Annotated in this window: 21 protein-coding genes, 2 tRNA genes and 1 pseudogene; 12 read left to right on the top strand and 12 right to left on the bottom strand. The window is 70.9% G+C overall.

All coding sequences use genetic code 11. The features are described 5' to 3' along the window. Nucleotides 1-12: 12 nt before the first annotated feature. Together NNW99_RS11690 and NNW99_RS11685 are read right to left on the bottom strand one after the other, a co-directional pair. On the bottom strand, nt 13-1,380 hold the full coding sequence (locus NNW99_RS11690) for an AarF/ABC1/UbiB kinase family protein (protein ID WP_215118636.1): 1,368 nt from the start codon (nt 1,378-1,380) through the stop codon (nt 13-15). Continuing rightward, entirely contained in the window at nt 1,373-2,587 is a 1,215-nt protein-coding gene (locus NNW99_RS11685) for a ThiF family adenylyltransferase (RefSeq protein WP_215118635.1), read from the bottom strand. The genes NNW99_RS11690 and NNW99_RS11685 overlap by 8 nt, the downstream gene beginning before the upstream one ends. A 269-nt stretch (nt 2,588-2,856) precedes the next feature. Here NNW99_RS11685 and NNW99_RS11680 point away from each other — a divergent pair, with 269 nt between their 5' ends. The 4 genes from NNW99_RS11680 (at nt 2,857) to NNW99_RS11665 (ending at nt 6,790) form a co-directional block, all read left to right on the top strand. Then, nucleotides 2,857-3,465 carry a M48 family metallopeptidase gene (locus NNW99_RS11680; protein ID WP_215118634.1) on the top strand — a complete coding sequence of 203 codons (609 nt, stop codon included), beginning with the start codon at nt 2,857-2,859 and terminating at the stop codon, nt 3,463-3,465. Between the two features lie 142 nt (nt 3,466-3,607). Continuing rightward, nucleotides 3,608-5,326 carry a TerD family protein gene (locus tag NNW99_RS11675; protein ID WP_215118633.1) on the top strand — a complete coding sequence of 573 codons (1,719 nt, stop codon included), beginning with the start codon at nt 3,608-3,610 and terminating at the stop codon, nt 5,324-5,326. Between the two features lie 11 nt (nt 5,327-5,337). Next, entirely contained in the window at nt 5,338-6,018 is a 681-nt protein-coding gene (locus NNW99_RS11670; RefSeq protein ID WP_215118632.1) for an AIM24 family protein, read from the top strand. A 16-nt stretch (nt 6,019-6,034) separates the two neighbouring features. Beyond that, entirely contained in the window at nt 6,035-6,790 is a 756-nt protein-coding gene (locus NNW99_RS11665) for an AIM24 family protein (RefSeq protein WP_184590674.1), read from the top strand. A gap of 190 nt (nt 6,791-6,980) precedes the next feature. Here the strand turns inward: NNW99_RS11665 and NNW99_RS11660 are convergent, their stop codons facing one another. Continuing rightward, on the bottom strand, nt 6,981-7,508 hold the full coding sequence (locus tag NNW99_RS11660; RefSeq protein WP_215118631.1) for an NUDIX hydrolase: 528 nt from the start codon (nt 7,506-7,508) through the stop codon (nt 6,981-6,983). Continuing rightward, nucleotides 7,505-8,980, bottom strand: a complete 1,476-nt coding sequence (locus NNW99_RS11655; protein WP_215118630.1) for a zinc-dependent metalloprotease — start codon at nt 8,978-8,980, stop codon at nt 7,505-7,507. The genes NNW99_RS11660 and NNW99_RS11655 overlap by 4 nt, the downstream gene beginning before the upstream one ends. A 193-nt stretch (nt 8,981-9,173) precedes the next feature. Here NNW99_RS11655 and NNW99_RS11650 point away from each other — a divergent pair, with 193 nt between their 5' ends. The 3 genes from NNW99_RS11650 to NNW99_RS11640 all read left to right on the top strand — a co-directional run bounded on the left by NNW99_RS11650 (nt 9,174) and on the right by NNW99_RS11640 (nt 12,352). Next, on the top strand, nt 9,174-10,295 hold the full coding sequence (locus NNW99_RS11650; protein ID WP_215118629.1) for an SDR family oxidoreductase: 1,122 nt from the start codon (nt 9,174-9,176) through the stop codon (nt 10,293-10,295). 122 nt (nt 10,296-10,417) lie between these two features. After that, nucleotides 10,418-10,879 (top strand): molybdenum cofactor biosynthesis protein MoaE, encoded by a 462-nt coding sequence (locus NNW99_RS11645; RefSeq protein ID WP_215118628.1) that lies wholly within the window; start codon nt 10,418-10,420, stop codon nt 10,877-10,879. 381 nt (nt 10,880-11,260) lie between these two features. Further along, nucleotides 11,261-12,352: a PDZ domain-containing protein gene (locus tag NNW99_RS11640; protein WP_215118627.1), complete on the top strand. Its 1,092-nt coding sequence runs from the start codon at nt 11,261-11,263 to the stop codon at nt 12,350-12,352. Nucleotides 12,353-12,474: 122 nt separating this feature from the next. Here NNW99_RS11640 and NNW99_RS11635 read toward each other — a convergent pair whose 3' ends face one another. Continuing rightward, a complete protein-coding gene (locus tag NNW99_RS11635) occupies nt 12,475-13,020 on the bottom strand; it encodes a PPA1309 family protein (protein WP_215118626.1) in 546 nt (181 codons plus the stop codon). A 164-nt stretch (nt 13,021-13,184) separates the two neighbouring features. On the opposite strand from NNW99_RS11635, the gene NNW99_RS11630 reads away from it, so the two are divergent. The 4 genes from NNW99_RS11630 to NNW99_RS11615 all read left to right on the top strand — a co-directional run bounded on the left by NNW99_RS11630 (nt 13,185) and on the right by NNW99_RS11615 (nt 18,504). Then, a complete protein-coding gene (locus tag NNW99_RS11630) occupies nt 13,185-16,133 on the top strand; it encodes a UPF0182 family protein (protein WP_215124236.1) in 2,949 nt (982 codons plus the stop codon). A gap of 57 nt (nt 16,134-16,190) precedes the next feature. Continuing rightward, nucleotides 16,191-16,264 (top strand) — tRNA-Met (locus NNW99_RS11625). Between the two features lie 234 nt (nt 16,265-16,498). Next, nucleotides 16,499-18,319: a tetratricopeptide repeat protein gene (locus NNW99_RS11620; protein ID WP_215118625.1), complete on the top strand. Its 1,821-nt coding sequence runs from the start codon at nt 16,499-16,501 to the stop codon at nt 18,317-18,319. Nucleotides 18,320-18,430: 111 nt separating this feature from the next. After that, a tRNA-Met gene (locus tag NNW99_RS11615) sits at nt 18,431-18,504 on the top strand. A 65-nt stretch (nt 18,505-18,569) separates the two neighbouring features. Here NNW99_RS11615 and NNW99_RS11610 read toward each other — a convergent pair. The 6 genes and pseudogenes from NNW99_RS11610 to hisN form a co-directional block, all read right to left on the bottom strand. Then, on the bottom strand, nt 18,570-19,715 hold the full coding sequence (locus tag NNW99_RS11610) for an ABC transporter substrate-binding protein (protein WP_215118624.1): 1,146 nt from the start codon (nt 19,713-19,715) through the stop codon (nt 18,570-18,572). Next, nucleotides 19,712-20,574, bottom strand: a pseudogene (locus NNW99_RS11605) (ABC transporter permease). Before NNW99_RS11605 ends, NNW99_RS11610 begins: the two are co-directional and overlap by 4 nt. Then, nucleotides 20,571-21,338, bottom strand: coding sequence for an ABC transporter ATP-binding protein (locus tag NNW99_RS11600; RefSeq protein WP_215118623.1), 768 nt, complete (start codon nt 21,336-21,338; stop codon nt 20,571-20,573). Before NNW99_RS11600 ends, NNW99_RS11605 begins: the two are co-directional and overlap by 4 nt. Nucleotides 21,339-21,481: 143 nt before the next feature. Continuing rightward, entirely contained in the window at nt 21,482-21,898 is a 417-nt protein-coding gene (locus NNW99_RS11595) for a Fur family transcriptional regulator (protein WP_215118622.1), read from the bottom strand. 146 nt (nt 21,899-22,044) lie between these two features. Further along, nucleotides 22,045-22,437, bottom strand: coding sequence for a cyclic nucleotide-binding/CBS domain-containing protein (locus tag NNW99_RS11590; protein WP_215118621.1), 393 nt, complete (start codon nt 22,435-22,437; stop codon nt 22,045-22,047). A 144-nt stretch (nt 22,438-22,581) separates the two neighbouring features. Then, the gene (hisN, locus tag NNW99_RS11585; RefSeq protein WP_215118620.1) at nt 22,582-23,382 is read right to left on the bottom strand and encodes a histidinol-phosphatase; all 801 of its coding nucleotides are present in this window, start codon (nt 23,380-23,382) and stop codon (nt 22,582-22,584) included. A gap of 348 nt (nt 23,383-23,730) precedes the next feature. Here hisN and NNW99_RS11580 point away from each other — a divergent pair, with 348 nt between their 5' ends. After that, nucleotides 23,731-24,339: a TetR/AcrR family transcriptional regulator gene (locus NNW99_RS11580; protein WP_215118619.1), complete on the top strand. Its 609-nt coding sequence runs from the start codon at nt 23,731-23,733 to the stop codon at nt 24,337-24,339. A 7-nt stretch (nt 24,340-24,346) separates the two neighbouring features. Here NNW99_RS11580 and NNW99_RS11575 read toward each other — a convergent pair whose 3' ends face one another. Then, the gene (locus NNW99_RS11575; protein ID WP_193481056.1) at nt 24,347-24,670 is read right to left on the bottom strand and encodes a multidrug efflux SMR transporter; all 324 of its coding nucleotides are present in this window, start codon (nt 24,668-24,670) and stop codon (nt 24,347-24,349) included. Between the last annotated feature and the right edge of the window lie 25 nt (nt 24,671-24,695).

Genomic DNA, 24,695 nt, shown 5'->3' with positions numbered 1-24,695 from the left:
CCCGGCCGGTGCTCACGCCTCCGCCGCCTCGTCACCGTCCACCGGGTCCTCCGGGACGAACCCCGGCAGCCACTCCTCCAACTCCTCGCGCAGACGCACCGCAGCCCCCAGCTGGCACAGCACCCCGATCGTGCTCAGGGTCACCCGGTGGATCAGCAGATACGACGGGGGCAGGTTGAGCTGCTTGCCGAGCTGGTAGGCGGGGGAGCGGGGGTCGGCGACCCGGCCCGCCTGGCTGCGCATCCAGCCGCGGGTGAAGGTGAACTCATCGACCTGGGCCGGTTCGATGATCGGCAGCAGATAGTCCAGGACCGCGTCGGGATCGAGCTCTATCGTCTCCTTGACGAACCCCTCCGCGCACAGCAGCTCGTAGACCGCCTCGGCCTCTCCGTCGAGGGTCATCCGCAGGGACTCGCCGATGGTGGCCGGCAGACCACCCGGGAGCCGGTCGACCGTGCCGAAGTCCAGGACGCCCAGGCGCCAGTCGTCCTCGCCCTCCGGTCCGCCGGGCAGCAGCCGGAAGTTGCCCGGGTGCGGATCGGCGTGCAGCAGGCCGGTGCGGGCGGGGCCGGAGAACAGGAAACGGGCCAGAAGCTGGCCGGCGCGGTCACGCTGCTCCTGGGTGCCGTCCGAGATGATCTCCGACAGCGGGACACCGTCGATCCACTCGGTGACCAGGACCTGGTCGGACTGGTGCACCACCTGCGGTACGACGACGTCCGGGTCGTCCTCGAACTCGTCCGCGTGCGCTTGCTGGGCCTGGGCCTCCAGGCCGTAGTCCAGCTCCTCCGAGACGCGGTCCTTCAGCTCCGCGATCAGCGGCTTGATGTCCATCCCGGGGATCAGCGGACCGAGCAGACGGGAGAAGCGGCTCAGCTGGTTCAGATCGGACAGCAAGGCCTCGCCGGCACCCGGGTACTGCACCTTGACCGCCACCTCACGGCCGTCGTGCCACACCCCTCGATGCACCTGGCCGATCGAGGCCGCCGCGGCGGGCTTGTCCTCGAACTCCAGGAACAGCTCGTGCCAGCCCTCGCCGAGCCGCTCCTCGAGCACCGCGTGCACGGTGCGCGTCGGCATCGGCGGCGCCGCCTCCTGGAGCTTCGTCAGCGCCGCTCGGTACGGGCCGGCCACCTCCTCGGGCAGGGCCGACTCGAAGACGGACAGGGCCTGGCCGAACTTCATCGCGCCGCCCTTGAGCTCGCCGAGCACCTTGAAAAGCTGCTCCGCGGTGCGCTGTTGGAGCTCGCGGCCGACAAGCTCCGCCGACTCACCGACGATCCGCTTGCCGAATCCCCAGGTCGCCCGCCCGGCGATGCCGAGCGGGAGTGCGGCGAGCTTGGCGGTCCGGGTGACCGCCTTCCGGGGAAGATCAGACATGCGCCCTCCAAGTCCCAGCCGGCCGCTCCGCCTCTGCCTCACGGCACTGCTCCGACGGCCGTTGCACCGCCATTGTCTCGTGCGACTGCCCTTCCTCCGAGAGGCGCTCCCCTTTTCCTCTCTCCGCCGCAGCGCACGGGCATGCCGGATGCGCCCAGATCGGCCGAGCATGCCAGTGGAGACCGGGGAGGGACACCTCCCAGCGTGCCCCCGCGCTCGACGGAACCCGGCCGTCCAGGAAGGCGAGCGCGTGGGCGGCCGCCAACCCGGCCACGGTCGTGGCCAGTGTCAGGTCGCAGGGCCGCACCTGCCGCTGCCTGCCGGAGCGCCACTGGGCGACCAGACGAGGCCAGGTCGGATCCCGGTCGGCGCGGCTGTGATGCAGACAACCCGCGCAGCTTGTCTCCCCGGGCAGGACGAGAGGGCCGACCATGCCGGTCCCCTCCACGACACCGGCGTACAGATGAGGCGTCCCGGCGGACATCAGCGACTCCGCGGCGGACGGGTCCGGCGCGTACATCGCCACATCGTCCCGCGGGGCGATGATCACCAGTGAGAAACCGGGATCGCCTTCCGCCGGACGCGCCTGCGCTGTCGCGGGGCGCGGCGGCCGGTCCGGGGCCGCCCGGCGCGCGGCGCGTCGGGCCGCCTCGTCGCGGCGGTCGCCGACGGCGTCGGCGGGCAGCCCGCCCGGCGCGACGTCCCACGGCTCCACCTGTCCGAGATCGCGCACATCGACCTCACCGACACCGGCCCCCGCCAGCAGCGAGGCCAGCACGGCACCGACCCGGCCCGCGCCCCGCACCTGGACGCGCTGCGCGCGCCGGGCGGCCAGCTGCCCGATCGCGTCGCCGGGAGCGGAGGTGGTCAAAGACAGGGAGGCCAGATCGGGGCGCAACCGGTCGAGGACCTCCTTCTTGCCGCGCAGGGCGTCGGCGGCCGGTCCGCCGCCGCGCGCGTCGTCCAGGAGCCCGGCCCGCGCGAGCCGCCGCACCAGCCCGTCCACATGACCGTCGGGCAGATCCATGCGGCGGCCCTCCTCGCGCAGCAGCTCCAGCCCCCGTGTGCCGTTCAGTAGGTCGAGGAAGCTGCCCGTCGCTTGGTCCATCGGGCCGAGTGTCATGGCATGCGCCGGTGTCATCCCGAACTGCACCGTGTTGAGGTCGCGCCAGCCGCGCCTGAGCGCGGGTTTCACCATCGGATGCATGACAGGCCCCCGTATATCAGAGAACGTCCCCGTATGTCGGCCGCGCGCGGGAGCAGCCCGAGACTGGCCGCGGACTCGGTCCTGGTCCCGGACCGAAGTCGCCCATCGCTTCGCCGACAAGAGTCAGCATGCCCACCCCCGACGCGGGCTGCAGAAAGTTGTCCACAGTCACGGGCATTCGTCGTACAAATCCGGCGGGCGGTGGGGGCATCGGCACGGAACCGTCCCGGAGCCGGGACTTCCCCGTGTGCAGCGGGTAACGTCGGGGCGTGCCCGCCGACCCACTGCACCGCGCCGGAAAGCCACAGCGCAGCACGACGAGCCAGCCGCCGAGCGGCTCCAGGGCGAGCGCGATCGAGGTCCGCAGGAGCACCCGCCGACGCCGAACGGTCTCCGCGTACCGCGAGGGCGATCGCACCGTTGTGCTCATCCCCGCCCGGATGTCCGAGGCGGAGGAGCAGCGCTGGGTGACCGTCATGCTCGACAAGCTGGCCGCCCAGGAGAGCAAGCGGACCCTCGGTGACACCGAGCTGGCCGAGCGGGCCCGGCGTCTTTCGGACCAGTACTTCGGCGGGCGGGCCCGGCCCGCTTCGGTGCGCTGGGTGACCAACCAGAACACGCGCTGGGGATCCTGCACCCCGTCCGAGGGCAGCATCCGTCTGTCGCACCGTCTGCAGGGCATGCCCGAGTACGTGGTCGACTACGTCCTCGTCCACGAACTCGCCCATCTGCTCGTCCCCGGACACGGCCCCCGCTTCTGGGAGCTGCTGGAGTCCTATCCGCGGACGGAGCGGGCCCGGGGCTACCTCGAAGGCGTGGTCGCCGCCGAGCGGTTGCCGCATGTGCCCGGTGCGCGGGGTGAAGACCCCACGGGGTGAGTGCCCGCTTTGCGTGAGCGAGCAGCGGATACGGCCCCGCGCGGGTTGTGTACCGGGTCTGTACCGACTTCGTCCGGTGTCAGACTTTGCCGTTAGCCTGGCGCGACGCAATCACGTTCTGGATGGGGGACGGTCGTTACGCATGGCCAGGGAATTCCAACGCGGCCACAAGGCCAGGATCAGTGACCTCACCGCGGGCACGGATCTGTACGTAGGCGTACAGATCTCCGGCCCCGGGCTGAGCTTCGACATCAGCTGCTTCGGCCTCGACGCCGACGAACGGCTCTCGGACGACCGTTACTTCGTCTTCTTCAACCAGCCGAAGTCCCCCGAGGAATCCCTTCAGCTCCTGGGCGCCCAGGCGGGCGACACGGAGTCCTTCCGGGTGACGCTCGACCGGATCCCCTCGCAGATCCAGAAGCTGTCCTTCACGGCGACGATCGACGGCGCCGGGCAGATGTCGCAGATCGCCCCCGGGTACATCCGCATCGTCGCGGGCGGCGAGGAGGTGGCCCGGTACTCCTTCGACGGCTCTGAGTTCTCCACCGAACGCGCCGTGATGCTGGGCGACTTCTACCTCAAGGACGTCTGGCGGTTCGCCGCCGTCGGGCAGGGCTTCGACGGCGGTCTCGACGCGCTGCTGAAGAACTTCGGCGGCGAGGTGGCCGAGGAGGAAACGCCCGAGCCCGCCCCGCAGCAGCAGCCGCAGGCCGGCGCCGCCCCGGGCTTCGCCCCGCCCGCGTTCGGCGTCCCCAGCACTCCGGAACCGGCCCCGGCTCCCGCCCCGGCAGCGCCTCCGGCCCCGGCTCCCGCGCCGCCGCCCGCTCCCCAGCCCGCCGCGCAGGGCTTCGCCCCGCCTCCGGCACCGGCGCCCGGAGTGCATGGCGCCCCCACCATCGCCGCGCCCATGAACACCCAGCCGGACGGCGCCCCGGTGCCGCCCCCGGCCCCGGCGCCCGCGCCCTACGGCCAGCCGGGCCAGCAGCCGCCGCCGTACGGCCAGGTCCCCGGCCAGACGGCCCCACTGCCTCCCGGCTACGGCCAGCCCCAGGCACCCCAGGCACCCCAAGCCCCGGCCCCGCCCCCCGGTTACGGGCAGCCCACCCCGCCCCCGGGCTACGGCCAGCAGCCGCCGTTCGGACAGGCCCCCTACGGTGCCCCGCAGCAGGGCGCCGCCCCGCAGGCCGCCGCTCCCCAGGGCGCCGGTGTGTCCGCCGCGCTCCAGCAGTTCAAGGAGACCCCCACCGGGCAGCGCTGGACGCAGCAGAATAAGAAGCTCGTCCGCGTCGACCTCGGCATCGGCGGACAGCCCGTACTGGCCCGGCAGGGCAGCATGGTGCTCTACCAGGGCAAGGTCGACTTCAGCTACAAGGGCGCCGGCTTCGCCGGCCGGATCGTGGGCAACGCGACCGGCCAGGAGATGCAGCTCATGCGCTGTACCGGCCAGGGGCAGGTGTTCCTCGCCGAGAACTCGACCATGCTGCACCCCATCGAGCTCCAGGGCGACGCCGTCTGCGTCTCCGCCGAGAACGTCCTCGCGTTCGACGAGAGCCTCACCTACGAGGTCCGCCGCATCGAGGGACACGGCATCCCCGGAGGCGCGCTGTTCACGATGCAGTTCCAGGGGAGCGGCACCATCGTCGTGAAGACGCACGGCACGCCCGTGGTGCTGCCGGTCACGCCCACCACGTTCGCCGACTGCAACGCCGTGGTCGCCTGGTCCGCCGCCGCCCAGGTCGTCGTCTCCAGCCAGGTGCGGATGCGCCGCAACGCCTACCCCGGGGACACCGGCGAGAGCGTGAACCTCCAGTTCCGGGGAGCGCCCGGCAACTTCATCGTCGTCCAGCCGTACGAGGTCTGAGGGAGCCCGTCATGACACAGCAACTCGCGGGCCACGCCCCCGCACCCGTCACCGCCCGCATGGAGAACCACGGCAATCACATGCTGAAGGTCGCCATGCAGACCGGGAACGACCTCTTCGCGCGCGTGGGGTCGATGGCCGCCTATGAAGGGTTCGTCCAGTACGAGCCCAACCCGCCGGCCGTGCGCCAGATCGCCAAGGACTGGATGACCGGCGAGGGCGCGCCCCTGATGAAGTGCTCAGGCGACGGCCTGCTCTACCTCTCCGACTACGGTGCGAACGTCGTCGTCATCAACCTCAACGGCGACGGCATCTCCGTCAACGCCACCAACCTGCTCGCCTTCGACGCCCACCTCACGTGGGGCGTCGAGCGGGTCAAGGGCCTGGCGAAGTTCGCCGGGCAGGGCCTGTGGAACACCAAGATCTCCGGGCAGGGCTGGGTCGCGCTGACCTCCCGGGGCAAGCCGATCGTCGTCGACTGCGGAGGCGGCGAGGACGAGACGTACGTCGACCCCGACGCGCTCGTCGCCTGGTCCCCGAACCTCAAGGTCAAGGGCAAGCGCAGCTTCAGGGCACAGTCGCTGATCGGCCGCGGCAGCGGCGAGGCCTACCAGATGGCCTTCTCCGGTCAGGGCATCGTCGTCGTCCAGCCCAGCGAGGACAGCACCGACCGCCTCCGGGTCCGGGGCTGAGGGGGAGCAACACGCCATGCAGAGCCCGATTTTCGCCTACAACGAGCAGCAGACCCAGGACCGCTGGAGCCTGCAGAACAAGCAGATGCTGCGCGTGACCCTGGAGGGCCACGACGACATCCTGGCCCGCAAGGGCACCATGGTCGCCTACCAGGGCCTCGTCGAGTTCGACGCCGAGTACCAGAGCAACGACCAGTCACGCGCGCGTGCGCACACCGGTGAGGGACTCGACCTGATGCGCTGCCACGGGCAGGGCACGGTCTACCTCGCCAACCTCAAGCAGCACGTCCACGTCATGGAGGTCGAGCAGGACGGCCTCACCGTCGACAGCAGCTATGTGCTGGCGATGGACTCCTCCCTGCACCACGAGGTCATCGCCGTCGACAGCCTGTACGGCATCTCCGGCTCCGGGAAGTACCAGCTCAACATCACCGGCCGGGGCAAGATCGCCCTGATGACCTCGGGCATGCCGCTGCTGATGCAGGTCACCCCCGACAAGTACGTCAACTGCGACGCCGACGCGATCGTCGCCTGGTCGACGAGCCTGCGCGTGCAGATGCAGGCCCAGACGCACTCCTCCGGGGTGTGGCGGCGCCGCGGCAACACCGGTGAGGGCTGGGAGCTGAGCTTCATGGGCACCGGCTACGCGCTGGTCCAGCCCAGCGAGCTGCTGCCGCCGCAGAACGCCCAGGTCGGCTCGGGTCTCTCCGCGCAGTACGGCATGGGCCAGCAGGGAGCGCGCGGGCAGAACCAGGGCAACGTCTGGAGCTGAGCGCTCCGCGGGTTCGGCCGGCGGGGTCCAGCGGGATACGGGCCGTTTGTTGGCTGCGGGCTGTTCGTGGCTTGTCGCGCCCACGCGGCGGAGCCGCACATCGATACAGCCCCGCGCCCCTGAGGGAGTGCAGCCGACGTCAGGAGCGAAAGTAGGGGCGGCCGCCCGGCGGTCGCCCCTTACACATGCCTCAGGCCGCGAGCCTCGCGCGCGTCGCCTCCAGCAGGCGTACGACCGACTCGTCGGCCACCTCCGCGACCTCGTCGTACCCGAACCAGCGCACGTCGAGCGACTCGTCGCTGACCTCGTGCGCGGCGTCCGGGGGTGCCAGGGCCGCGTACTGGACGTCGAAGTGGCAGTGGCACGGCGGTGGGATGGGATGACGGTCCAGGCGCACCGGGCCGCCGGGCAGCAAGGAGAGCCCCGGTACGCCGGACTCCTCCGTGGCCTCACGCAGGGCCGCGTCCGCGAGGGAGGCGTCACCCGGCTCGCAGTGGCCGCCCATCTGCAGCCACATCTGCAGCTTCCTGTGCAGGGTCAGCAGCACCCGGCCGCCCTCGGGGTCGATCACCAGGGCGCTCGCCGTGATGTGACCCGCCTGGCACGGCTTCCACAGGCCGTCCGGGTGCTCCGCCAGATGGTGCAGGTAGGCCTGGCGCAGGTCCGTCTGGTCCTCGTACTCCTTCAGCACGAGGACCGCGTCGTCGTACAGGCTCACCCGGCGTCGTCGCCCTTGTTCTTGTCCTCGCCTTCGCCCTCGCCCTCGGCCCCGGACTCGTCCTTCTTCTTCAGATCGGGCTTGTCCGCCGCCTCGCCGAGCATCTTGTCCAGCTCGGAGAAGTCGATCTGCTCGCGGTGCACGAAGCCGTCCGGGTCGTCCAGGTCGCTCGCCGTCGGCAGCATGTCCGGGTGGGCCCACAGGCCGTCCCGGCCGTCGACACCGCGCGCGTCCGTGAGCGAGGCCCACAGGCGGGAGGCGTCGCGCAGGCGGCGCGGGCGCAGCTCCAGACCGATCAGCGTGGCGAACGTCTGCTCGGCCGGGCCGCCCGAGGCGCGGCGGCGGCGCAGCGTCTCGCGAAGGGCGTCGGCGGACGACAGACGGGGCTTCGCGGCGGCGTGGACCACCGCGTCCACCCAGCCCTCCACGAGCGCCAGAGCCGTCTCCAGACGCGCCAGGGCGGCCTTCTGCTCCGGCGTGTCCTCCGGCTGGAACATGCCCTGCTGGAGAGCCTCCTGCAACTGCTCCGGGTTCTGCGGGTCGAACTGGCCGACCACGTCCTCCAGCTTGGCCGTGTCGACCTTGATCCCGCGGGCGTAGCCGTCGACCGCGCCGAACAGATGCGAGCGCAGCCACGGCACGTGCGCGAAGAGGCGCTGGTGGGCGGCCTCGCGCAGGGCGAGATACAGCCGCACCTCCTCCTGCGGGACGCTCAGGTCCTTGCCGAACGTCTCCACGTTCACCGGCAGCAGCGCGGCCTTGCCTGCCGGGCCGAGCGGCAGGCCGATGTCGGAGGAGCCGACGACCTCGCCCGCGAGCACGCCGACGGCCTGCCCGATCTGCGTGCCGAACATGGCGCCGCCCATCGAGCGCATCATGCCGATCAGCGGGCCGGCCATGGCCTGCATCTCCTCCGGCAGGACATCGCCCATGGCGGTGCCCACGCGCTCGGCGACCGGGTCGACGAGCTCCTTCCAGGCGGGCAGGGTCGCCTCGACCCACTCCGCGCGGCTCCAGGCCACCGCGGAGGTCGCGCCGGACGGCAGGGACGTGGCGTCGTCGAGCCAGAGGTCGGCCAGGCGGACGGCCTCCTCGACGGACTTGCGGTCGGCGGGGCCGACGCTCGCGTCCTTGGTGCCGTCAGGGCTGCCCTGGGAGACCGTCTGGCGGGCGATCTGCTTGGCCATGTCCCAGTTCACCGGGCCGCCCTCGTAGGAGAGCATCTGGCCCAGCTGCTGGAACGCGGCGCCCAGGTCGTTGGGGTTCAGGGAACCGAACATGGCAGCGAACGGATTGTCCGCACCGGGGCCACCAGGGCCGCCGCCAAAGCCTCCGGCGCCTGGCAGGCCGCCGAATCCGAACGGATTGGCCGGTCCCTGACCACCACCGCTCTGCTGGTCCTTCTTCTTGCCCTCGTCGCCGTCGTCCGGCTCCTCCGGCGGAAGGCCGAATCCGAATGGGGTGTCACTCACGGGATTCCTCGGCTTGTAGGGCCGCCGGTTCTTTCCGGCGGCACGGCTGCCCGACATCACCACCCAGCGTAGACACCTCGGGGCGGATCGGGCCTCGGTGCTTCGCCGAGTGACGGCCTGCGGCAGGATGGATGCCACCTGGTACGCACGCTTCACTCGTGCTCGTACTGAAGACAACCGCTGGAGACGCCCGGTGAGTTCCCCAGATCCGCAGGTTCGCGCAGCGCGAAACCAGTCAACCAGTTCCGCGAGTCCCGCGGGGCGCGGGCCCGTCGTCGCGGTCACCGGTGCCGCGTACGGCATCGGAGCGCTGCTCACCGAGCAGCTCGCCGCGTCCGACGAGGTCAAACAGGTCGTCGCCATCGACGAGCGGCGCGGCGAGTGCGCGGCGGCGCAGTGGCACATCCTGGACGTACGGGATCCGGCCATCGCGGACAAGCTGCGCGGCGCCGACGTGGTGGTGCACCTGGCGCTGGATCTCGATCTGGAGACCGACGCGGCCGCCCGGACGGCCTACAACGTACGGGGGACGCAGACCGTCCTGACGGCGGCGGCCGCGGCCGGAGTGCACCGGGTCGTGCTGTGCACCTCGGCGATGGTCTACGGGGCGCTGCCGGACAACGAGCTGCCGTTGTCCGAGGACGCCGAGCTGCGGGCCACGGCCGAGGCGACGGGCGTCGGCGACCTGCTGGAGATCGAGCGGCTGGCCCGGCGGGCCCCGCGGGCGCACCCGGGTCTCAATGTCACCGTGGTCCGTCCCGCCGTGCTGGTGGGAGGCACGGACACCGCGCTGACCAGGTACTTCGAGTCGCCTCGACTGCTCGTCGTCGCCGGGTCGCGGCCCGCGTGGCAGTTCTGCCACGTCGAGGACCTGTGCAGCGCGCTCGAGTACGCCGTCCTGGAGAAGGTCGACGGGGAACTGGCCGTCGGCTGCGACGGGTGGCTGGAGCAGGAGGAGGTCGAGGAGCTCAGCGGCATCCGGCGGATGGAGCTGCCGTCGGCGGTCGCCCTGGGCGCGGCGGCGCGACTGCACCGGATCGGGCTCACGCCGTCCCCGGCCGGGGACCTGGCGTACACGATGTACCCCTGGGTGGTGAGCGGCAGCCGGCTGCACGACTCCGGGTGGCGCCCGCAGTACACCAACGAGGAGGTGCTGGCCGAGCTCCTGGAGGAGGTCTCCGGCCGGCACACGGTGGCCGGGCGGCGCCTCGGCCGCAAGGACGCGACGGCCGCGGGCGCAGCGGGCGCGACGGTGGCTCTGCTGGGCGCGGCCGCGGTGGTACGCCGGGCCCGCAAGGCCCGTCGGCGGATCTGAGGGACACGCCTTCGCAGAGACCTCCTACAGGTGCGCACCTGTAGGAGGCTCCAACGCGCACGCGCGCGTGCCGGTCGATAGGTCTATTCCGCGTTGTCGGTCCCGTGCGGCACGATGGAGGCATGGCAGCCACGAGCGATCACCCGGGTGAGCAGGGAGCACAGGATCCGATCAAGCTGATCGGGATCCGGGACACGGCCCTCTCCCTGGACGAGGTGTTCCGGGCCGTCGGGGACGACGCGGCCGGCGGCACCGCGCTCTTCGTGGGGACCGTGCGCGACCACGACGGGGGTGCCGACGTCGCGGGGCTGGGATATTCCTGCCACCCCAGCGCCGAGGCCGAGATGCGGCGGATCGCCGAGAAGGTCGCCGCCGATTTCCCCGTGCGGGCGCTGGCGGCCGTGCACCGCGTGGGGGACCTCCGGGTCGGAGACCTCGCCGTGGTCGTCGCCGTCTCCTGTCCGCACCGGGGAGAGGCCTTCGAGGCCTGCCGGAAGCTGATCGACGACCTGAAGCACGAAGTGCCCATCTGGAAACACCAGAAGTTCTCCGACGGCACCGAGGAATGGGTCGGTGCCTGCTGATCCCCGGAACGGCCCTCCGGTTGCGTAACCGCACCCCTGGCGTGAGCGTTGTCACTGCGGATGGTTAATCTGCTGATCAGTCAGTTGCGGACGCTCAATGGGGTTGGAGGTCGGCATGGCGGCTCTCGCCTGGTTGCTGATTCCGCTTGTGGCTGCCATCGGCGCGGGGCTCTGGGGCAGTTGGGCCAACAGGACTCGCAAGTCCCGCGGCGACGGCCCGGAGCTCACCGGATATGCCCGCTTTCGCGAGGCCATGGAGAAGCCCGGGCCGGGTAGCTGAAGGCCAAGGAACAGCAGGTCACAGACGGTATGGACCGCAGGGCCGCCCCGGACGGGCGGCCCTGACGGTGCGCTGACAGGCCCGTCCCGTACTGTCGAGTCATGCCACGCCGCACCGCGACGATGCTCGCCTCCACCCTGATGCTGATCGCGCTCCTGTGCGCGGGAGTGTTCATCCGCGTCCCGTACGCGGAGATGTCCCCGGGGCCGACGGTGAACACACTTGGCGATCATGACGGCGAGCCGGTGCTGCAGATCTCCGGGCGCAAGACCTACGCGGCCGATGGCCACCTGAACATGACCACGGTCCGGGTCACGAGCGCCGATTACCGGATGAACCTGGTCGAAGCGGTCTACGGCTGGCTCGCGCACGACAACAAGGTCGTGCCGCGCGAGACGCTCTACCCGGACGGCAAGACCGAGGAGCAGTCGACCCAGGAGAACGCCGAGGAGTTCAGCCAGTCCCAGGAGAGCGCCAAGGTCGCCGCCCTGAAGGAACTCGACATTCCGGTGAAGTCGTGGGTGATCGTCTCGACGGTCGTCAAGGGATCCCCGGCCGAGGGCAAGCTGCACGCCGGCGATGTGATCAAGGCCGTCGACGGTACGACGGTCAAGGAGCCGGCCGACGTGGCGAAGCTCGTCACCCGGCACAAGCCGGGCCAGGACGTCCGCTTCACGATCGTGCCGGCCAAGGAGCAGGCCGCCGCGGAGAAGGAGAAGCGGACGCCGACGAAGACGCAGGACATCACCATCACCACGACGACCTCGGACGACGGCGGCGAGAAGCGCGCCATCGTGGGGATCTCCGCGGGGACCGACCACACGTTCCCGTTCACCGTCGACATCAAGCTGGCCGACGTCGGCGGGCCGAGCGCCGGGCTGATGTTCGCGCTCGGCATCTACGACAAGCTCACGCCGGGCGATCTGACCGGGGGCAAGTTCGTGGCCGGCACCGGCACCATCGACGACACCGGCAAGGTCGGCCCGATCGGCGGCATCGAGATGAAGACCGTCGGCGCCCGGGCCAAGGGCGCGCAGTACTTCCTGACGCCCGCCGACAACTGCGCCGCCGCCGTCAAGGACACCCCGGAGGGCCTCACCCTCATCAAGGTGGACACCATCCAGGACGCCCTCGGCGCCCTCAAGGACCTCCGCAGCGGCGACACCGCGGACCTGCCGAAGTGCGGCAAGTAGTCCGCGGGGCCGAGGACAGGTCGGCGCAAGGCGAACGGCGCGGCTGAGGGGGCCTGCGGGACCGGTGGGGCCCGAGGGTCCCAAGGGACCGGCGGGCCCCCTCACACCGCCGTGCTCCCGCTCTACTCCTCCTCGAACGTCGCCGACAGCGCCTCCGCCAGGCCCGGGACCAGGTCGGACCCGGTGAGGACCTCCGTGGCGGAGTCCTTCTCACGCAGGCGCAGGGCGGACTCGCGGGCGCCGTCGCGCAGGACCGCGACCGTCATCCGGACCTCCTGACGGTCCGGGTGGTCCGCCACCCACTTCGTCAGCGCGGCCTCGCTCAGACCCTTCGGAACCTGGGCCTCCGCGGACGGCGGCAGCATCAGTCGTTCCACGGCGAGGGCGCAGCCGACCACCGCGTCGGGCCAGGCGATGGTGGCGAGGAACTCGTCGAGCGGCTTGCCCGTTGGCACCTCGTCCTGCTCGATCGGGGTGAGGCCGGGGTTCTCGGACTCCTCCCCGAGACCGAGCCGGTCGGCGAGCGAGGGCTGTTCGGCCCGCAGTCGTGCGGTGTCGACGAGGGCGAAAAGGCGGGCGGGCTGGTCCCAGCCGAGGCCGGAGACGTACTCGTCGATCTCGAGAACGGCCCGGGTGAGCGGGTTCGCAGCCATGGGAGTGTTGGACATGGTCACAATCCTGCCTCGTTCCTGGCCGGAATCGGGAACCGAGTAAACGGTGAGTAAGTTGCATAGGTGGGGGCCCACGATCACCGGGGGCCACGCACGGTCCGTGAAGACGCGGGCCTGACGGATCAACAGCGAACTTCGAGGTGCGCACCTTGGCTTTCCAGATGCCGGACCGCGGCGGAGGCCCGACAGGGCCGCGGATGAGAGTGGGCCGCCCGTCCCGGCGTGTCCGCACCCTGCTCATGACGCTGGGCGTCCTGGCCGTCCTCGGCATGGCGTTCACCATGTTCGCGGGCTTTTGGACGGACTGGCTCTGGTACCGGTCGGTGAACTACTCGTCGGTCTTCACCACGACCCTGTGGACCAAGATCGGACTCTTCTTCGTCTTCGGCCTGCTCATGGCAGTCGCCGTCGGCGTCAACATCTGGCTGGCGCACCGGCTGCGGCCACCGCTGAGCGCCATGTCGATGGAGCAGCAGAACCTCGACCGCTACCGGATGGGCATCGCGCCCTACAAGAAGTGGCTGCTGTTCGGGATCACCGCCCTGGTGGGCCTGATCGCCGGAGCCTCGGCGTCCGGCCAGTGGCGGACCTGGCTGATGTGGGTCAACGGCGTGCCGTTCGGCGAGAAGGACCCGCAGTTCAAGCTGGACGTCTCGTTCTACGCCTTCGACCTGCCCTGGTACCGGTTCCTGCTCGGCTTCGGCTTCGCCGCCGCGATCCTGTCCGTGATCGCCGCGGCGCTCACGCACTACCTGTACGGCGGCCTGCGCGTCACCAGCCCGGGCGCGCGCGCCACGGCGGCGGCCACCGGGCACCTGTCGGTGCTCATCGGCGTCTTCGTGGCCCTGAAGGCGGTCGCGTACTGGCTCGACCGGTACGGACTCGCGGTCAAGTCCAGCGACTTCAGAGCGACCGACAACTGGACGGGCCTGAGGTACGTCGACGCCAACGCCTACCTGCCGGCCAAGACGATTCTGTTCTGCATCGCCGTCATCTGCGCGCTGCTGTTCTTCGCCACTCTGTGGCGGCGCACCTGGCAGCTGCCCGTGATCGGCTTCGGCCTGATGGTGCTCTCCGCGATCCTCATCGGCGGCCTGTACCCGGCGATCGTGCAGAAGTTCCAGGTCCAGCCGAACGAGCAGGCCAAGGAAGCGCCGTACGTCGAGAAGAACCTCGACGCGACGCGCAAGGCCTACGGCATCGACGGCACCAAGGTCACCGACTACACGGGTACCAGCAAGACGGAGGACAAGACCAAGCTCCGCGATGACGTCGACTCCACGGCGAGCATCCGGATCATGGACCCGAACATCGTCTCGCCGACGTTCCAGCAGCTCCAGCAGATCAGGAACTACTACGCGTTCCCGAACAACCTGGACGTGGACCGCTACCCCAAGGACGGCAAGGACCAGGACACGGTGATCGGCCTGCGTGAGCTGAACCTCGCGGGCATCCCGAAGAAGAACTGGATCAACAACCACTTCCGCTACACCCACGGGTACGGAGCGGTGGCCGCCGAGGGCACCAGCGCCGACGCCCAGGGCCGTCCCAACTTCACGGAGTCCGACCTGCCCTCCAAGGGCGATCTCGGCTCCTACGAGCAGCGGATCTACTACGGCGAGAAGACCACCACGTACTCGATCGTCGGCGGTCCCCAGAAGGAGATCGACTACTCCGACGACAACGGCGAGAAGACCACCAGCTACAAGGGCGACAGCGGGGTCAACCTCTCCAACCCGGTCAACCGGGCCGCCTACGCGGTGGCGTTCGGCGAACCGCAGATCCTCTACTCGGGCGCCATCGGCGAGGGTTCGCGGGTCCTGTACAACCGCACGCCCAAGGAGCGCGTCGAGGCGGTCGCTCCCTGGCTGACCATCGACGGCGACGCCTACCCGGCGGTCGTGAACGGCCGTATCCAGTGGATCGTCGACGCGTACACGACGACGAACGGCTACCCGTACTCCTCGCGTACGACCCTCGGTGACACCACGGCCGACTCGCTGACCGCCACCAACGACAACCGCGCGGTGGTGGCCCAGCAGAACCAGGTCAACTACATCCGCAACTCGGTGAAGGCGACCGTCGACGCGTACACCGGCGAGGTCAAGCTCTTCCAGTGGGACACCAAGGACCCGGTCCTGAAGACCTGGATGAAGGCATTCCCGGACACGGTGAAGCCCAAGAGCGAGATCTCCAAGCCGCTGATGGACCATCTGCGCTATCCCCAGGACCTGTTCAAGGTCCAGCGGGAGCTGCTCACGCGCTACCACGTGAAGGACGCGACGACGTTCCTCAGTGGCAGCGAGGTGTGGCAGGTGCCGGACGACCCGACGAACCGGTCGGGCAGCGCGGTGCCGCCGTACTACCTGAGCATGAAGATGCCCGACCAGAAGGCACAGGCGTTCTCGCTTACGACGACCCTCACGCCCAACGGCCGGGACAACCTCAGTGCGTTCATGGCTGTCGACGCCGAGGCGGGCACCAGCGACTACGGCAAGATCAGAATCCTGAAACTGCCGACGAACACCACGGTCAACGGACCCAAGCAGGTCCAGAGCCAGTTCAACTCGCAAGAGGACATCGCCGAGTCCATCAGGCTCCTGAGAGGCGGTGACTCCGAGGTCGAGTACGGCAACCTGCTGACGGTGCCCCTCGACGGAGGACTGCTGTACGTGGAGCCGGTCTACGTCCGCGGTGGCGGACTGAAGTACCCGCTGCTGCGCAAGGTGCTGGTCACCTACGGAGGCCAGACGGCCTTCGAGAACACGCTCGACGAAGCCCTCAACAAGATCTTCGGGGCGGAGGGCGCGACGCCGGAGCCACCGGACGACGGCGATACGACACCACCGCCGACGGCCGAGGACCCGACGGTCCAGCAGGCCCTGGAAGACGCCCAGAAGGCGTTCACCGAGGGCCAGGACGCCCTGAAGGAGAACGACTGGGAGGCGTACGGCAAGGCGCAGAAGGACCTGGAGGACGCGCTGCAGCGCGCCGAGGAGGCACAGGCCGAGGCGGACAAGGCCGGCGGCGCCGGGGGCGGCGAGAGCACGCCCAGCGGCAGCCCCAGCGCGAGCCCGAGCGGCAGTCCGAGTCCGAAGCCGAGCAGTTAGGCCTCCGGCCTGGTCAAATGCTCCACCCGCGCCGTGATACGGTTGTGAACACAACGGCGCGGGGTGGAGCAGCTCGGTAGCTCGCTGGGCTCATAACCCAGAGGTCGCAGGTTCAAATCCTGTCCCCGCTACTGAAATCGCGAAGTCCGAGTGACGGAGCGACATCGAAGGCCCGGATTCCACACAGGAATCCGGGCCTTCGTGATGTGTGAACGCATGTGCTGGTGCGGGCTGCGGCCGTGCCGCCGGGGGGAGTTGGGAAAACTGTGTTTGACTTGTCTCTCTGTGGGCATGTCGACAAAACGCTGTAGTGACCTCAATGGCTGCGGTATACCAGGTGTACCCAGGTTGCAGGTGGTGCGACGATGGACGTTATGGGGGACAAGGCAACTCTGTTCGAGACAGGGCGTTTTGTGCAGCCTTCCAGCCGGGAGGACACCGACACCCCGGACGAGACCGGGGAAATCGCCGATGAGGCGGCCGAGGAGCTGCGTCAGCGGCTCGCCGCGGAGACCGGCGACGTAGAGGCGATGAGTGTCCTCGGGGCCATGCTGCTGCGCCGTGGTGATCTCGACGGTGCCGAACCCCATCTGCGTGCCGCGACCGCCGCGGGCGACCGGGCCGCGGCCAACAATCTGGGAGTCCTGCTCCACCAGCGGGGATACGCCGACGAGGCCGCCGGATGGTGGCGGATCGCCGCCGTCGCCGGATCCACGGCGGCCGCGCACGCCCTCGGCCGGCACCACCGCGAGCGCGGCGACGAACCCGCTGCCGAGTACTGGCTGCGCCAGTCCGCGGAACAGGGCCACACCCTGGGCGCGTACGCCCTCGCGGACCTGCTGGAGCACCGCGGGGACCCCGGGGCCGAGCACTGGATGCGGGCCGCGGCCGAGCGGGGGCACCGGGAGGCGGCGTACCGGCTGGCGCGTGCGCTGGACCGCAAGGCGGCGCGGGACGCCGACGACGACGGCGCGTCCGTGCCGGACGAGGCCGAGCAGTGGTACCGGCAGGCCGCCGCGCGCGGGCACCGGCGTGCCGCGCTGCACCTCGGGACGATCCTGGAGAGGCGCGGCGAGCTCAAGGAGGCCGGGCGCTGGTACCTGACGTCCGCCAAGGACGGCGAGGCGCGGGCCGCCTGCGCGCTCGGCTTCCTGCTGCGCGACGCGGGAGACACCGAGAACGCCGCCGTGTGGTGGCTGCGGGCCGCTCAGGACGGCGACGGCAACGCGGCCAACGCGCTGGGCGCGCTGCACGCCGAGCGGGGCGAGACCCAGACCGCCGAGCGGTGGTACCGGGCCGCGATGGACGCGGGCGACGTCAACGGCGCGTACAACCTCGGGCTGCTCTGCGTCGAGCAGGGACGCACCCCGCACGCCGAGCAGTGGTACCGGCGCGCGGCCTACGCCGGGCATCAGGAGGCCGCGAACGCGCTGGCGATCCTGCTGCTGCGGGCCGGGGACGAGACGGGCGCGGAGCCGTGGTTCTCCAAGGCCGCGGAGGCCGGGAGCGTGGACGCCGCCTTCAACCTGGGCATCCTCCACGCCGGACGGGGCGAGGAGCAGACCGCGCTGCGCTGGTACGAGCGGGCCGCCGCCGCCGGGCACACGGAGGCCGCGCTGCAGGTCGGCATGGCGCTGCTGCGGGACGGCGAGGACCAGGAGGCCGAACGGCATCTGCGGTGTGCGGCCGGGGGCGGGAGCGCCGAGGCCGCGTACCGGCTGGCGACCGTGCTCGACGCGCGCCGGCCGCCGGAGCCGGCGCACGAGCTCGGGGAGCCGGTGCACCAGCGGAGCGAGTGCGAGGAGTGGTACGAGCGGGCTGCCTCGCAGGGGCACCGGCGGGCGCAGGTGCGGGTCGGTATGCACGCCGCGGCCCGGGGGGACGTCGTCGAGGCGGCTCGCTGGTACCGGGAGGCGGCCGAGGCCGGGTCCCGCAACGGTGCGTTCAATCTGGGGCTGCTGCTGGCCCGGGAGGGCAGCGAGCCCGAGGCGGCGGTGTGGTGGACGCGCGCGGCCGACGCGGGGCACGGGCGGGCGGCGTTGCGGCTGGCCCTGGTCTACGCGCGTCGGGGAGAGCTGGCCGAGGGGCAGCGCTGGGCCGACCGCGCGGTGTCTCTCGGGCCCGAGTCCGTGGCGGAGCGGGCGGCTCGGCTGCGGGACGCGTTGCGGCAGGAGCTGTCGGCGTAGAACCGGTCCGGGCCGCGAGGTGCGCGGCCCGGCTGCCGCACCCTCCGCAAGGCCTCGCCGTTAAGCGATTTGCATCCGGCCTCCGCGTTCACGTAACGTTGCATTCAACGACGCGGGGTGGAGCAGCTCGGTAGCTCGCTGGGCTCATAACCCAGAGGTCGCAGGTTCAAATCCTGTCCCCGCTACTGAAGGCCGAGGGCCGGAACCCGAAAGGGTTCCGGCCCTCGGTGTTTTGCCCAGGGGCAGGTGCTCAGGGGCGGTGGCCCACGGCCTCCGCGTAGAGGGAACGGTTCACGGTCCGGGACTCGGGGAGCGTGTCGGCTTCTGCCACGCCCTGGGCCCGGTAGGCCGCCTGGAGACGGGCCGTCGTGCCGGTGCGGATCTCCCAGTCCATACGGAGGGACGGGGTGGAGCGGAGGATCGCCTCGTCCGTCTTCAGGAGCTTCGCCAGGTAGGTGACGTACCTCTCGTTCTGTTTGTATTCGGCCGCGAAGTACGTGTTCACCGTGCGGATGTACGCCCGCAGCAGGGCCACCCCCGCGTCCACGTCGTCGTCCAGCAGGCTCGGGCCGTAGAGCATGCCGCCCAGCGGCTCGCCGGGCGGCTGGCCGCCCAGGAAGGCGTAGCCCGGCTCGCCGTCGACCCGGCGCCAGACCGGGTCCAGCAGCCACGCGGAGTCGACGCCGCCGTTCTGCAGGGCCGTGAGGACATCGGCCGAGCCCAGCTGCTGGTAGCGGATCCGGTCGAGGCCGCCGCCGTGCTGCTCCAGGGCCTGTTCCATGGGGTAGGCGATCACCGAGCCCTTGCCGATCATCGTGCCGAGTGTCCGGTCGGCCATCCGGACGGCGGCCGGCGTCTCGCCGTCCTTGAGCCGGACCCACAGGCCGCTCTTGGACTTCGGGTCCGGGGAGAAGTTCCCCGCGACCCAGCGGATGACGAAGCCGCCGCGGATACCGTTCATGACCGCCGCCTCCGGGGCCGCCCAGAGGGCGTCGACCTCGCCCTTGGCCAGCAACGGGAGGGCCTCGGGCGTCGGCAGCACCTTCAGCGTGACGTCCAGGCCCTCCTTGTCGAACTCGCCCTTGTCGAGGGCGACCCGCAGCGGTGCCACGTACTCGGCGCTCAGCGTGCCCGTCGCGATCGTCAGCTTCCGGGGCTCGGCGAGCCGCTGCGGGGCCGGGGCGCCCGGTCGGCAGCGGGCCGGGGCGCGATCGGGGGAGCGGTCGGCGGGGTCCGTCCAGGACGCGGCGCCGCAGCCCTGGACCGGGCGGACCGTGCGCGTCGCCGTGTCGGCCTTCGGCTGCCCCGAGGACGGCCCCGAGGAGGGCGACGAGCAGGCCGCCGAGGCCAGCAGCGCGCCCGCGAGCAGGGCGAGGCCGTACGTACGTGCCCTCATGCCTGCCCCCGTCCCCGGTCGCGCGGTGCCCAGGGGGTGAGCAACCGGCCGGCGAAGCGGACCAGTTCGGAGAAGAGCACGCCCAGGACGGCGACGCAGACGATGCCGACGAACATCACGTCGTTCTGGAAGAGGGCGCGGGAGTCGAAGATCAGATGCCCCAGGCCGTCGGTCGCGGCGATCTGCTCGGAGGCGACGATCACCAGGACCGCCACGCCCGCCGCGATCCGCGCGCCGACCAGGACGGCGGGCAGGGAGGCCGGGAGCAGGACATGGCGGAACATCTGCCACGGGGAGGCCCCGAAGACCCGGCCCGCGTCCCGGTGCCCGTCGGGGACGGCCATGACCGCGGACATCGTGGAGATCCAGACGAAGAAGAAGACCGTGGCCGCCACCAGGGCCACCTGCGGCCCTCGCCCAGGCCGAACATGTTCAGGAAGACGGGCAGCAGGGCCAGCTTCGGTACGACGTACAGGGCGTCCAGGAGGGGTTCCAGGGCGGCCCGTACCAGGGACAGCGAACCCATCAGCAGGCCCAGCAGGTATCCGGCCGCCGTACCGACGGCGTACCCGGCCAGGACGCGCTTGAGTGTCGCCCACACGTCCGGCCACAGATCACCGGCGGCGGCCCGGTCCCAGCCGTCGGCGAGGATCGTGGACGGTGCCGGGTAGACGCGCTCGTCGATCCAGCCCCGGACGGCCGCGAGCTGCCAGAGCAGCACCAGGAGGAGGGGGACGGCGGCCGCGAGGGACAGTTCGAGGGCGCGGCGGCGGCGATGGGTGCGTACGGGGTGCATCTCGTGCGGGCCGGGGCGGCGGACCAGGGCCGGGCCTCGTGTCCCGGGGGCGACGGTGGTCATGCGGGCACCGCCTCCTTCCGCAGCAGATCCCACAGCTCGCTCTTCAGCGCGGTGAACTCGGGGGTGGCGCGGACGTCGCCGGTGCGAGGGCGCGGGAAGGGCGGGCGGTGTGCGGCGATGATCCGGCCGGGGCGGGCGGACATCACCAGCACGCGGTCGCCGAGGACGATCGCCTCCTCCAGGCTGTGCGTGATGAAGAGGGTCGTCGTGCGCAGGGCCTGGGTGATCTCCAGCAGTTCGTCCTGGAGGATCGTGCGGAGCTGGGCGTCGAGGGCGGCGAACGGTTCGTCCATCAGCAGCAGTTCGGGTTCGACGGCGAGGGCGCGGGCGATGGCGACCCGCTGGCGCATACCGCCCGAGAGGGTCGCCGGATAGGCCTGCGCGAAGTCGGCGAGGCCCATGCGGGCCAGCCACTCTAAGGCGCGGGCGTTCGCCTCCCGGCGCGGGACGCCCTGCACATCGAGGCCGAAGCGGACGTTGGCCTGGACGGTCTTCCAGTCGTAGATGCCGTAGTCCTGGAAGATCATGGCGGCCGGGCGTGCGCTGGAGGTGCGGATCTCCAGCGTGCCGGTGCTGGGGCGGAGCAGGCCGGCGGCGATGCGCAGCAAGGTGGACTTGCCGCAGCCCGAGGGGCCTACGAGGCAGAGGAACTCGCCGGGAGCGACAGTCAGGTCGAGGGGGCCGAGGGCGTCGACCGCGCGGGGGCCCCGGCCGAAGGTGCGCGTCAGGTCATGGGCGGTGAGTTTTGGATACGGCTCTCCCACTTCGGTCTCCTCGCGGAGTGCGGAACGGACTGGTGGGTGCCGTTGACCATATGACGACCCGTCAGATACGGGAAGTGCGCAGACACGGACAAGCCCCGGCGTCCATCGATGCCGGGGCTTGTCGCGAAGAGAAGGGGGGGCGGCTAGGCGGCCGCGCAGTTCGGGCAGACGCCGCGGTACGTCACCTCGACGTCCGAGACCGTGAAACCGAAGCGCTCCGAGTCGGGGAGGTCCGCCAGCGGGTTGCCGATCGGGTGGACGTCCCGGATCGCGCCGCACTGCGCGCAGACCAGGTGGTGATGCGGCTGGTGGGCGTTCGGGTCGTACCGCTTGGCGCGCTGGTCGGTGGAGACCTCCAGCACCTCGCCGAGGGTCACGAGCTCACCGAGTGTGTTGTAGACGGTCGCCCGGGAGATCTCGGGCAGCTTGGCGACGGCCCGGGAGTGGACCTCGTCGGCCGTCAGATGGACGTGTTCGCCGTCGAGGACCTCGGCCACGACACGCCGCTGCGCGGTCATCCGCCATCCGCGTCCGCGCAGCCGTTCCAGAAGGTCACTCATGGCGACCAGCCTAACAGCAAAACGGACCAGGTCCCGAACAGGTGTGAGTTTAGAATCTATCCGGTTTTAGATGGTGTCTATGGGGATGGCGGGGGTGAGTGTGGGCGGGCCGGGCCCTCGGGGGAGGGGCCGGCCCGGTCGTGCGGTCAGGCGGGTACCTGCTGGCGGGCCGGTACCCAGCAGCGGATGATGTCGCGGACCGAGACGATGCCGGCGGGTTCGTCGTCGTCCAGCACGATGAGATGGCGGAAGCCGCCGTGGGTCATGGCTCGTGCCGCCTCCTCCAGGGTCCAGGACGGAGCCGCGAACACGACGTCGGTGGTGGTGTGGGCGTGGGCGCGTTCCGTGTCCGGGTCCTGGCCCAGGCCCACGGAGTTGAGGATGTCGCGTTCGGTGAGGATGCCGATGCCGCCGGCGTCGGGGTCGTGGACCACGGCCGCCCCGACCCGGCGCGCGGACATCAGTGCGGCGGCCTGTCGAAGGGTGTGGGTCGGGCCGATGGTGAGGACGACGGTGCTCATGGCGTCACGGACGAGCATGGATCGAGCCACCTCCTGGGAGTGCCCCCGCCGTTTGGTCCGCCGTTTGTTCAGCGTTTCACAAGTTCACAAGTTGGGGGGACTCTCAGGGTGGCAGGTAAAGGGAGGGTCAACAAGGGGGCGCTCGGTAACAGCGGGGCGCGCTCAGTAGCGCTGGTTGAGATATCCGAGCAACTCGTCGTGCAGCAGGCCGTTCGACGCGGCCGCGTTGCCGCTGTGCGGGCCCGGGCGGGCGTCGAGGCCCGTGAAGGTGCCGCCGGCCTCGGTGACGATGATCGCGGTGGCGGCCATGTCCCACAGGGACAGCTCGGGCTCGGCGCACATGTCGATGGAGCCCTCGGCGACCATCATGTACGGCCAGAAGTCGCCGTACGCGCGCGTGCGCCACACCTCTCGGGTGAGGTCCAGGAAGCCGTCCAGACGGCCCTGCGCCTCCCAGCCGCTGAGTGACGAGTACGCGAAGGAGGCGTCGGCGAGCTTGTTGACGCGGGAGACGTCCAGGCGGGAGGCCTTGGTGAGGCTGCGGCCGGTGAAGGCGCCGTGGCCCTTCGCGGCCCACCAGCGGCGGCCCAGGGCGGGGGCGGAGACGACGCCGACGACGGGCTGGAAACCGCCCTCGCCGGCCTCCATCAGGGAGATGAGGGTGGCCCAGACGGGGACGCCGCGTACGTAGTTCTTGGTGCCGTCGATCGGGTCGATGACCCAGCGGCGGGGGCCGGTGCCCTCGACGCCGTACTCCTCGCCGAGGACCGCGTCCCGGGGGCGGGCGCGCTGGAGTTGGCCGCGGATGAGTTCTTCCGCGGCCTTGTCCGCTTCGCTCACCGGCGTCATGTCCGGTTTGGTCTCCACCTTGAGGTCGAGGGCCTTGAACCGGTCCGTCGTCGCGGCGTCGGCGGCGTCGGCGAGGACGTGGGCGAGACGCAGGTCGTCGAGGTAGTCGGGCATGCGACGAACCTATCTGCCGAGGTGGGGGTGGGGCTACAGGGGGTTTGTGCCGGGGTGTGGGGGCGTTGTGGTTGCCGGGGGTGCTCGGCGTGGCACATGGGGCGTGTGTGTCCTGGTGGCTTCGGGGTGCTCGGCGTGGGGGCTCGGGGCGGGTGGGTGCGCAACCCGGCGCGACGGGGTGCCGTCTGCGCCCACCCGTGCCGCCCCTAGCGGTACGCATGCCCGCAGTCAGAGAGACGCACCGCGCAGGTCGGCTCAAAGGCGACCCCGCATGCCTTCGTGAACCCTTGACAGTGGGTGCGGGCGCGTCAAATCTGGGCGCAGAGCCGCTGGCCCCCAGGGGAGGCAATGATGCCTGCAGCGCGGGAATCTCTGTTGGACGCCGCCTACGCGGCGCTGGCGCGCCGGGCGTGGTCCGGGGTGCGGATGGTGGACGTGGCCGTGGCGGCCGGAGTGTCCCGGCAGACGCTGTACAACGAGTTCGGCAGCAAGGACGGCCTCGCCCGGGCGCTCGTGAGGAGAGAGGCCGACGGCTACCTCGCCGGTGTGGACCGCGCGCTCACCGGCCACAGCGACCTGCGCGACCGGCTCACCGCCACCGCCGAGTGGACCACGTCGGCGGCTCGCGAAAACGCCCTGGTCCGCGCCATGCTCACCGGCTGCTGGAGCGAACGGCTGCCCTCGCCGCCCCTCTCGGCCGTGCCCTCCACCTCCGCCGTACCGGCACAGCGCCGCGCCGACGGCCCGCTGCCCTCACCCGGCGACCTCGTCACCCTCATCCGCGACCGGGCCGTCACCGTCCTGTCCGCACCCGGCACGCCCAAGTCCGACACCGCCGACCTGGCCCGCTCCTGCGAACTCGCCGTCCGGCTCGCCCTGTCCTGCGTGGCCGCGCCGCCCGGCGAGGGCGGCGTCACCGACCTGGTCCGCAGCGCCCTGCACCGGCAGTCCGGGTGACAGGGCGTCAGTGCGCCGAGCCCGACAACTGCAGCCCGATCACGCCGACGATGACGAGACTGATCGACACCAGCTTCAGCGTCGACACCAGGTCGCCCAGGAACACCATGCCGTAGATCGCCGTCCCCGCCGCCCCGATGCCGGTCCACACCGCGTACGCGGGACCCACGTCGAGCCTTCTCAGCGCCAGGGTCAGCAGCCCGAAACTGCCGAGGGCGAAAACGCAGAACGCCACCGTCGGCCAGAGCCGGGTGAAGCCGTGCGACAGCTTCAGACACACGGCGAAGCCGGTCTCCAGCAATCCGGCCACGATGACCAGCAGCCACGCCATGAGCCGTTCCTCCCGTGTGCCACGC

It is taken from the genome of Streptomyces sp. CRCS-T-1, from assembly GCF_024442335.1.
Classification (GTDB): Bacteria; Actinomycetota; Actinomycetes; order Streptomycetales; family Streptomycetaceae; genus Streptomyces; species Streptomyces koelreuteriae.
This window is presented reverse-complemented; position numbering and strand designations above follow the sequence as displayed.

Excerpts from the sequence above, each read along its gene's own strand:
- NNW99_RS11675 (WP_215118633.1), top strand. The coding sequence starts at position 3,608 with ATGGCCAGGGAATTCCAACGCGGCCACAAGGCCAGGATCAGTGACCTC.
- NNW99_RS11575 (WP_193481056.1), bottom strand. The coding sequence starts at position 24,670 with ATGGCGTGGCTGCTGGTCATCGTGGCCGGATTGCTGGAGACCGGCTTC.
- NNW99_RS11630 (WP_215124236.1), top strand. The coding sequence starts at position 13,185 with ATGCCGGACCGCGGCGGAGGCCCGACAGGGCCGCGGATGAGAGTGGGC.
- NNW99_RS11670 (WP_215118632.1), top strand. The coding sequence starts at position 5,338 with ATGACACAGCAACTCGCGGGCCACGCCCCCGCACCCGTCACCGCCCGC.
- NNW99_RS11640 (WP_215118627.1), top strand. The coding sequence starts at position 11,261 with ATGCCACGCCGCACCGCGACGATGCTCGCCTCCACCCTGATGCTGATC.
- hisN (WP_215118620.1), bottom strand. The coding sequence starts at position 23,382 with ATGCCCGACTACCTCGACGACCTGCGTCTCGCCCACGTCCTCGCCGAC.
- NNW99_RS11645 (WP_215118628.1), top strand. The coding sequence starts at position 10,418 with ATGGCAGCCACGAGCGATCACCCGGGTGAGCAGGGAGCACAGGATCCG.
- NNW99_RS11635 (WP_215118626.1), bottom strand. The coding sequence starts at position 13,020 with ATGTCCAACACTCCCATGGCTGCGAACCCGCTCACCCGGGCCGTTCTC.
- NNW99_RS11620 (WP_215118625.1), top strand. The coding sequence starts at position 16,499 with ATGGACGTTATGGGGGACAAGGCAACTCTGTTCGAGACAGGGCGTTTT.
- NNW99_RS11580 (WP_215118619.1), top strand. The coding sequence starts at position 23,731 with ATGATGCCTGCAGCGCGGGAATCTCTGTTGGACGCCGCCTACGCGGCG.
- NNW99_RS11690 (WP_215118636.1), bottom strand. The coding sequence starts at position 1,380 with ATGTCTGATCTTCCCCGGAAGGCGGTCACCCGGACCGCCAAGCTCGCC.
- NNW99_RS11665 (WP_184590674.1), top strand. The coding sequence starts at position 6,035 with ATGCAGAGCCCGATTTTCGCCTACAACGAGCAGCAGACCCAGGACCGC.
- NNW99_RS11685 (WP_215118635.1), bottom strand. The coding sequence starts at position 2,587 with ATGCATCCGATGGTGAAACCCGCGCTCAGGCGCGGCTGGCGCGACCTC.
- NNW99_RS11590 (WP_215118621.1), bottom strand. The coding sequence starts at position 22,437 with ATGCTCGTCCGTGACGCCATGAGCACCGTCGTCCTCACCATCGGCCCG.
- NNW99_RS11610 (WP_215118624.1), bottom strand. The coding sequence starts at position 19,715 with ATGAGGGCACGTACGTACGGCCTCGCCCTGCTCGCGGGCGCGCTGCTG.
- NNW99_RS11595 (WP_215118622.1), bottom strand. The coding sequence starts at position 21,898 with ATGAGTGACCTTCTGGAACGGCTGCGCGGACGCGGATGGCGGATGACC.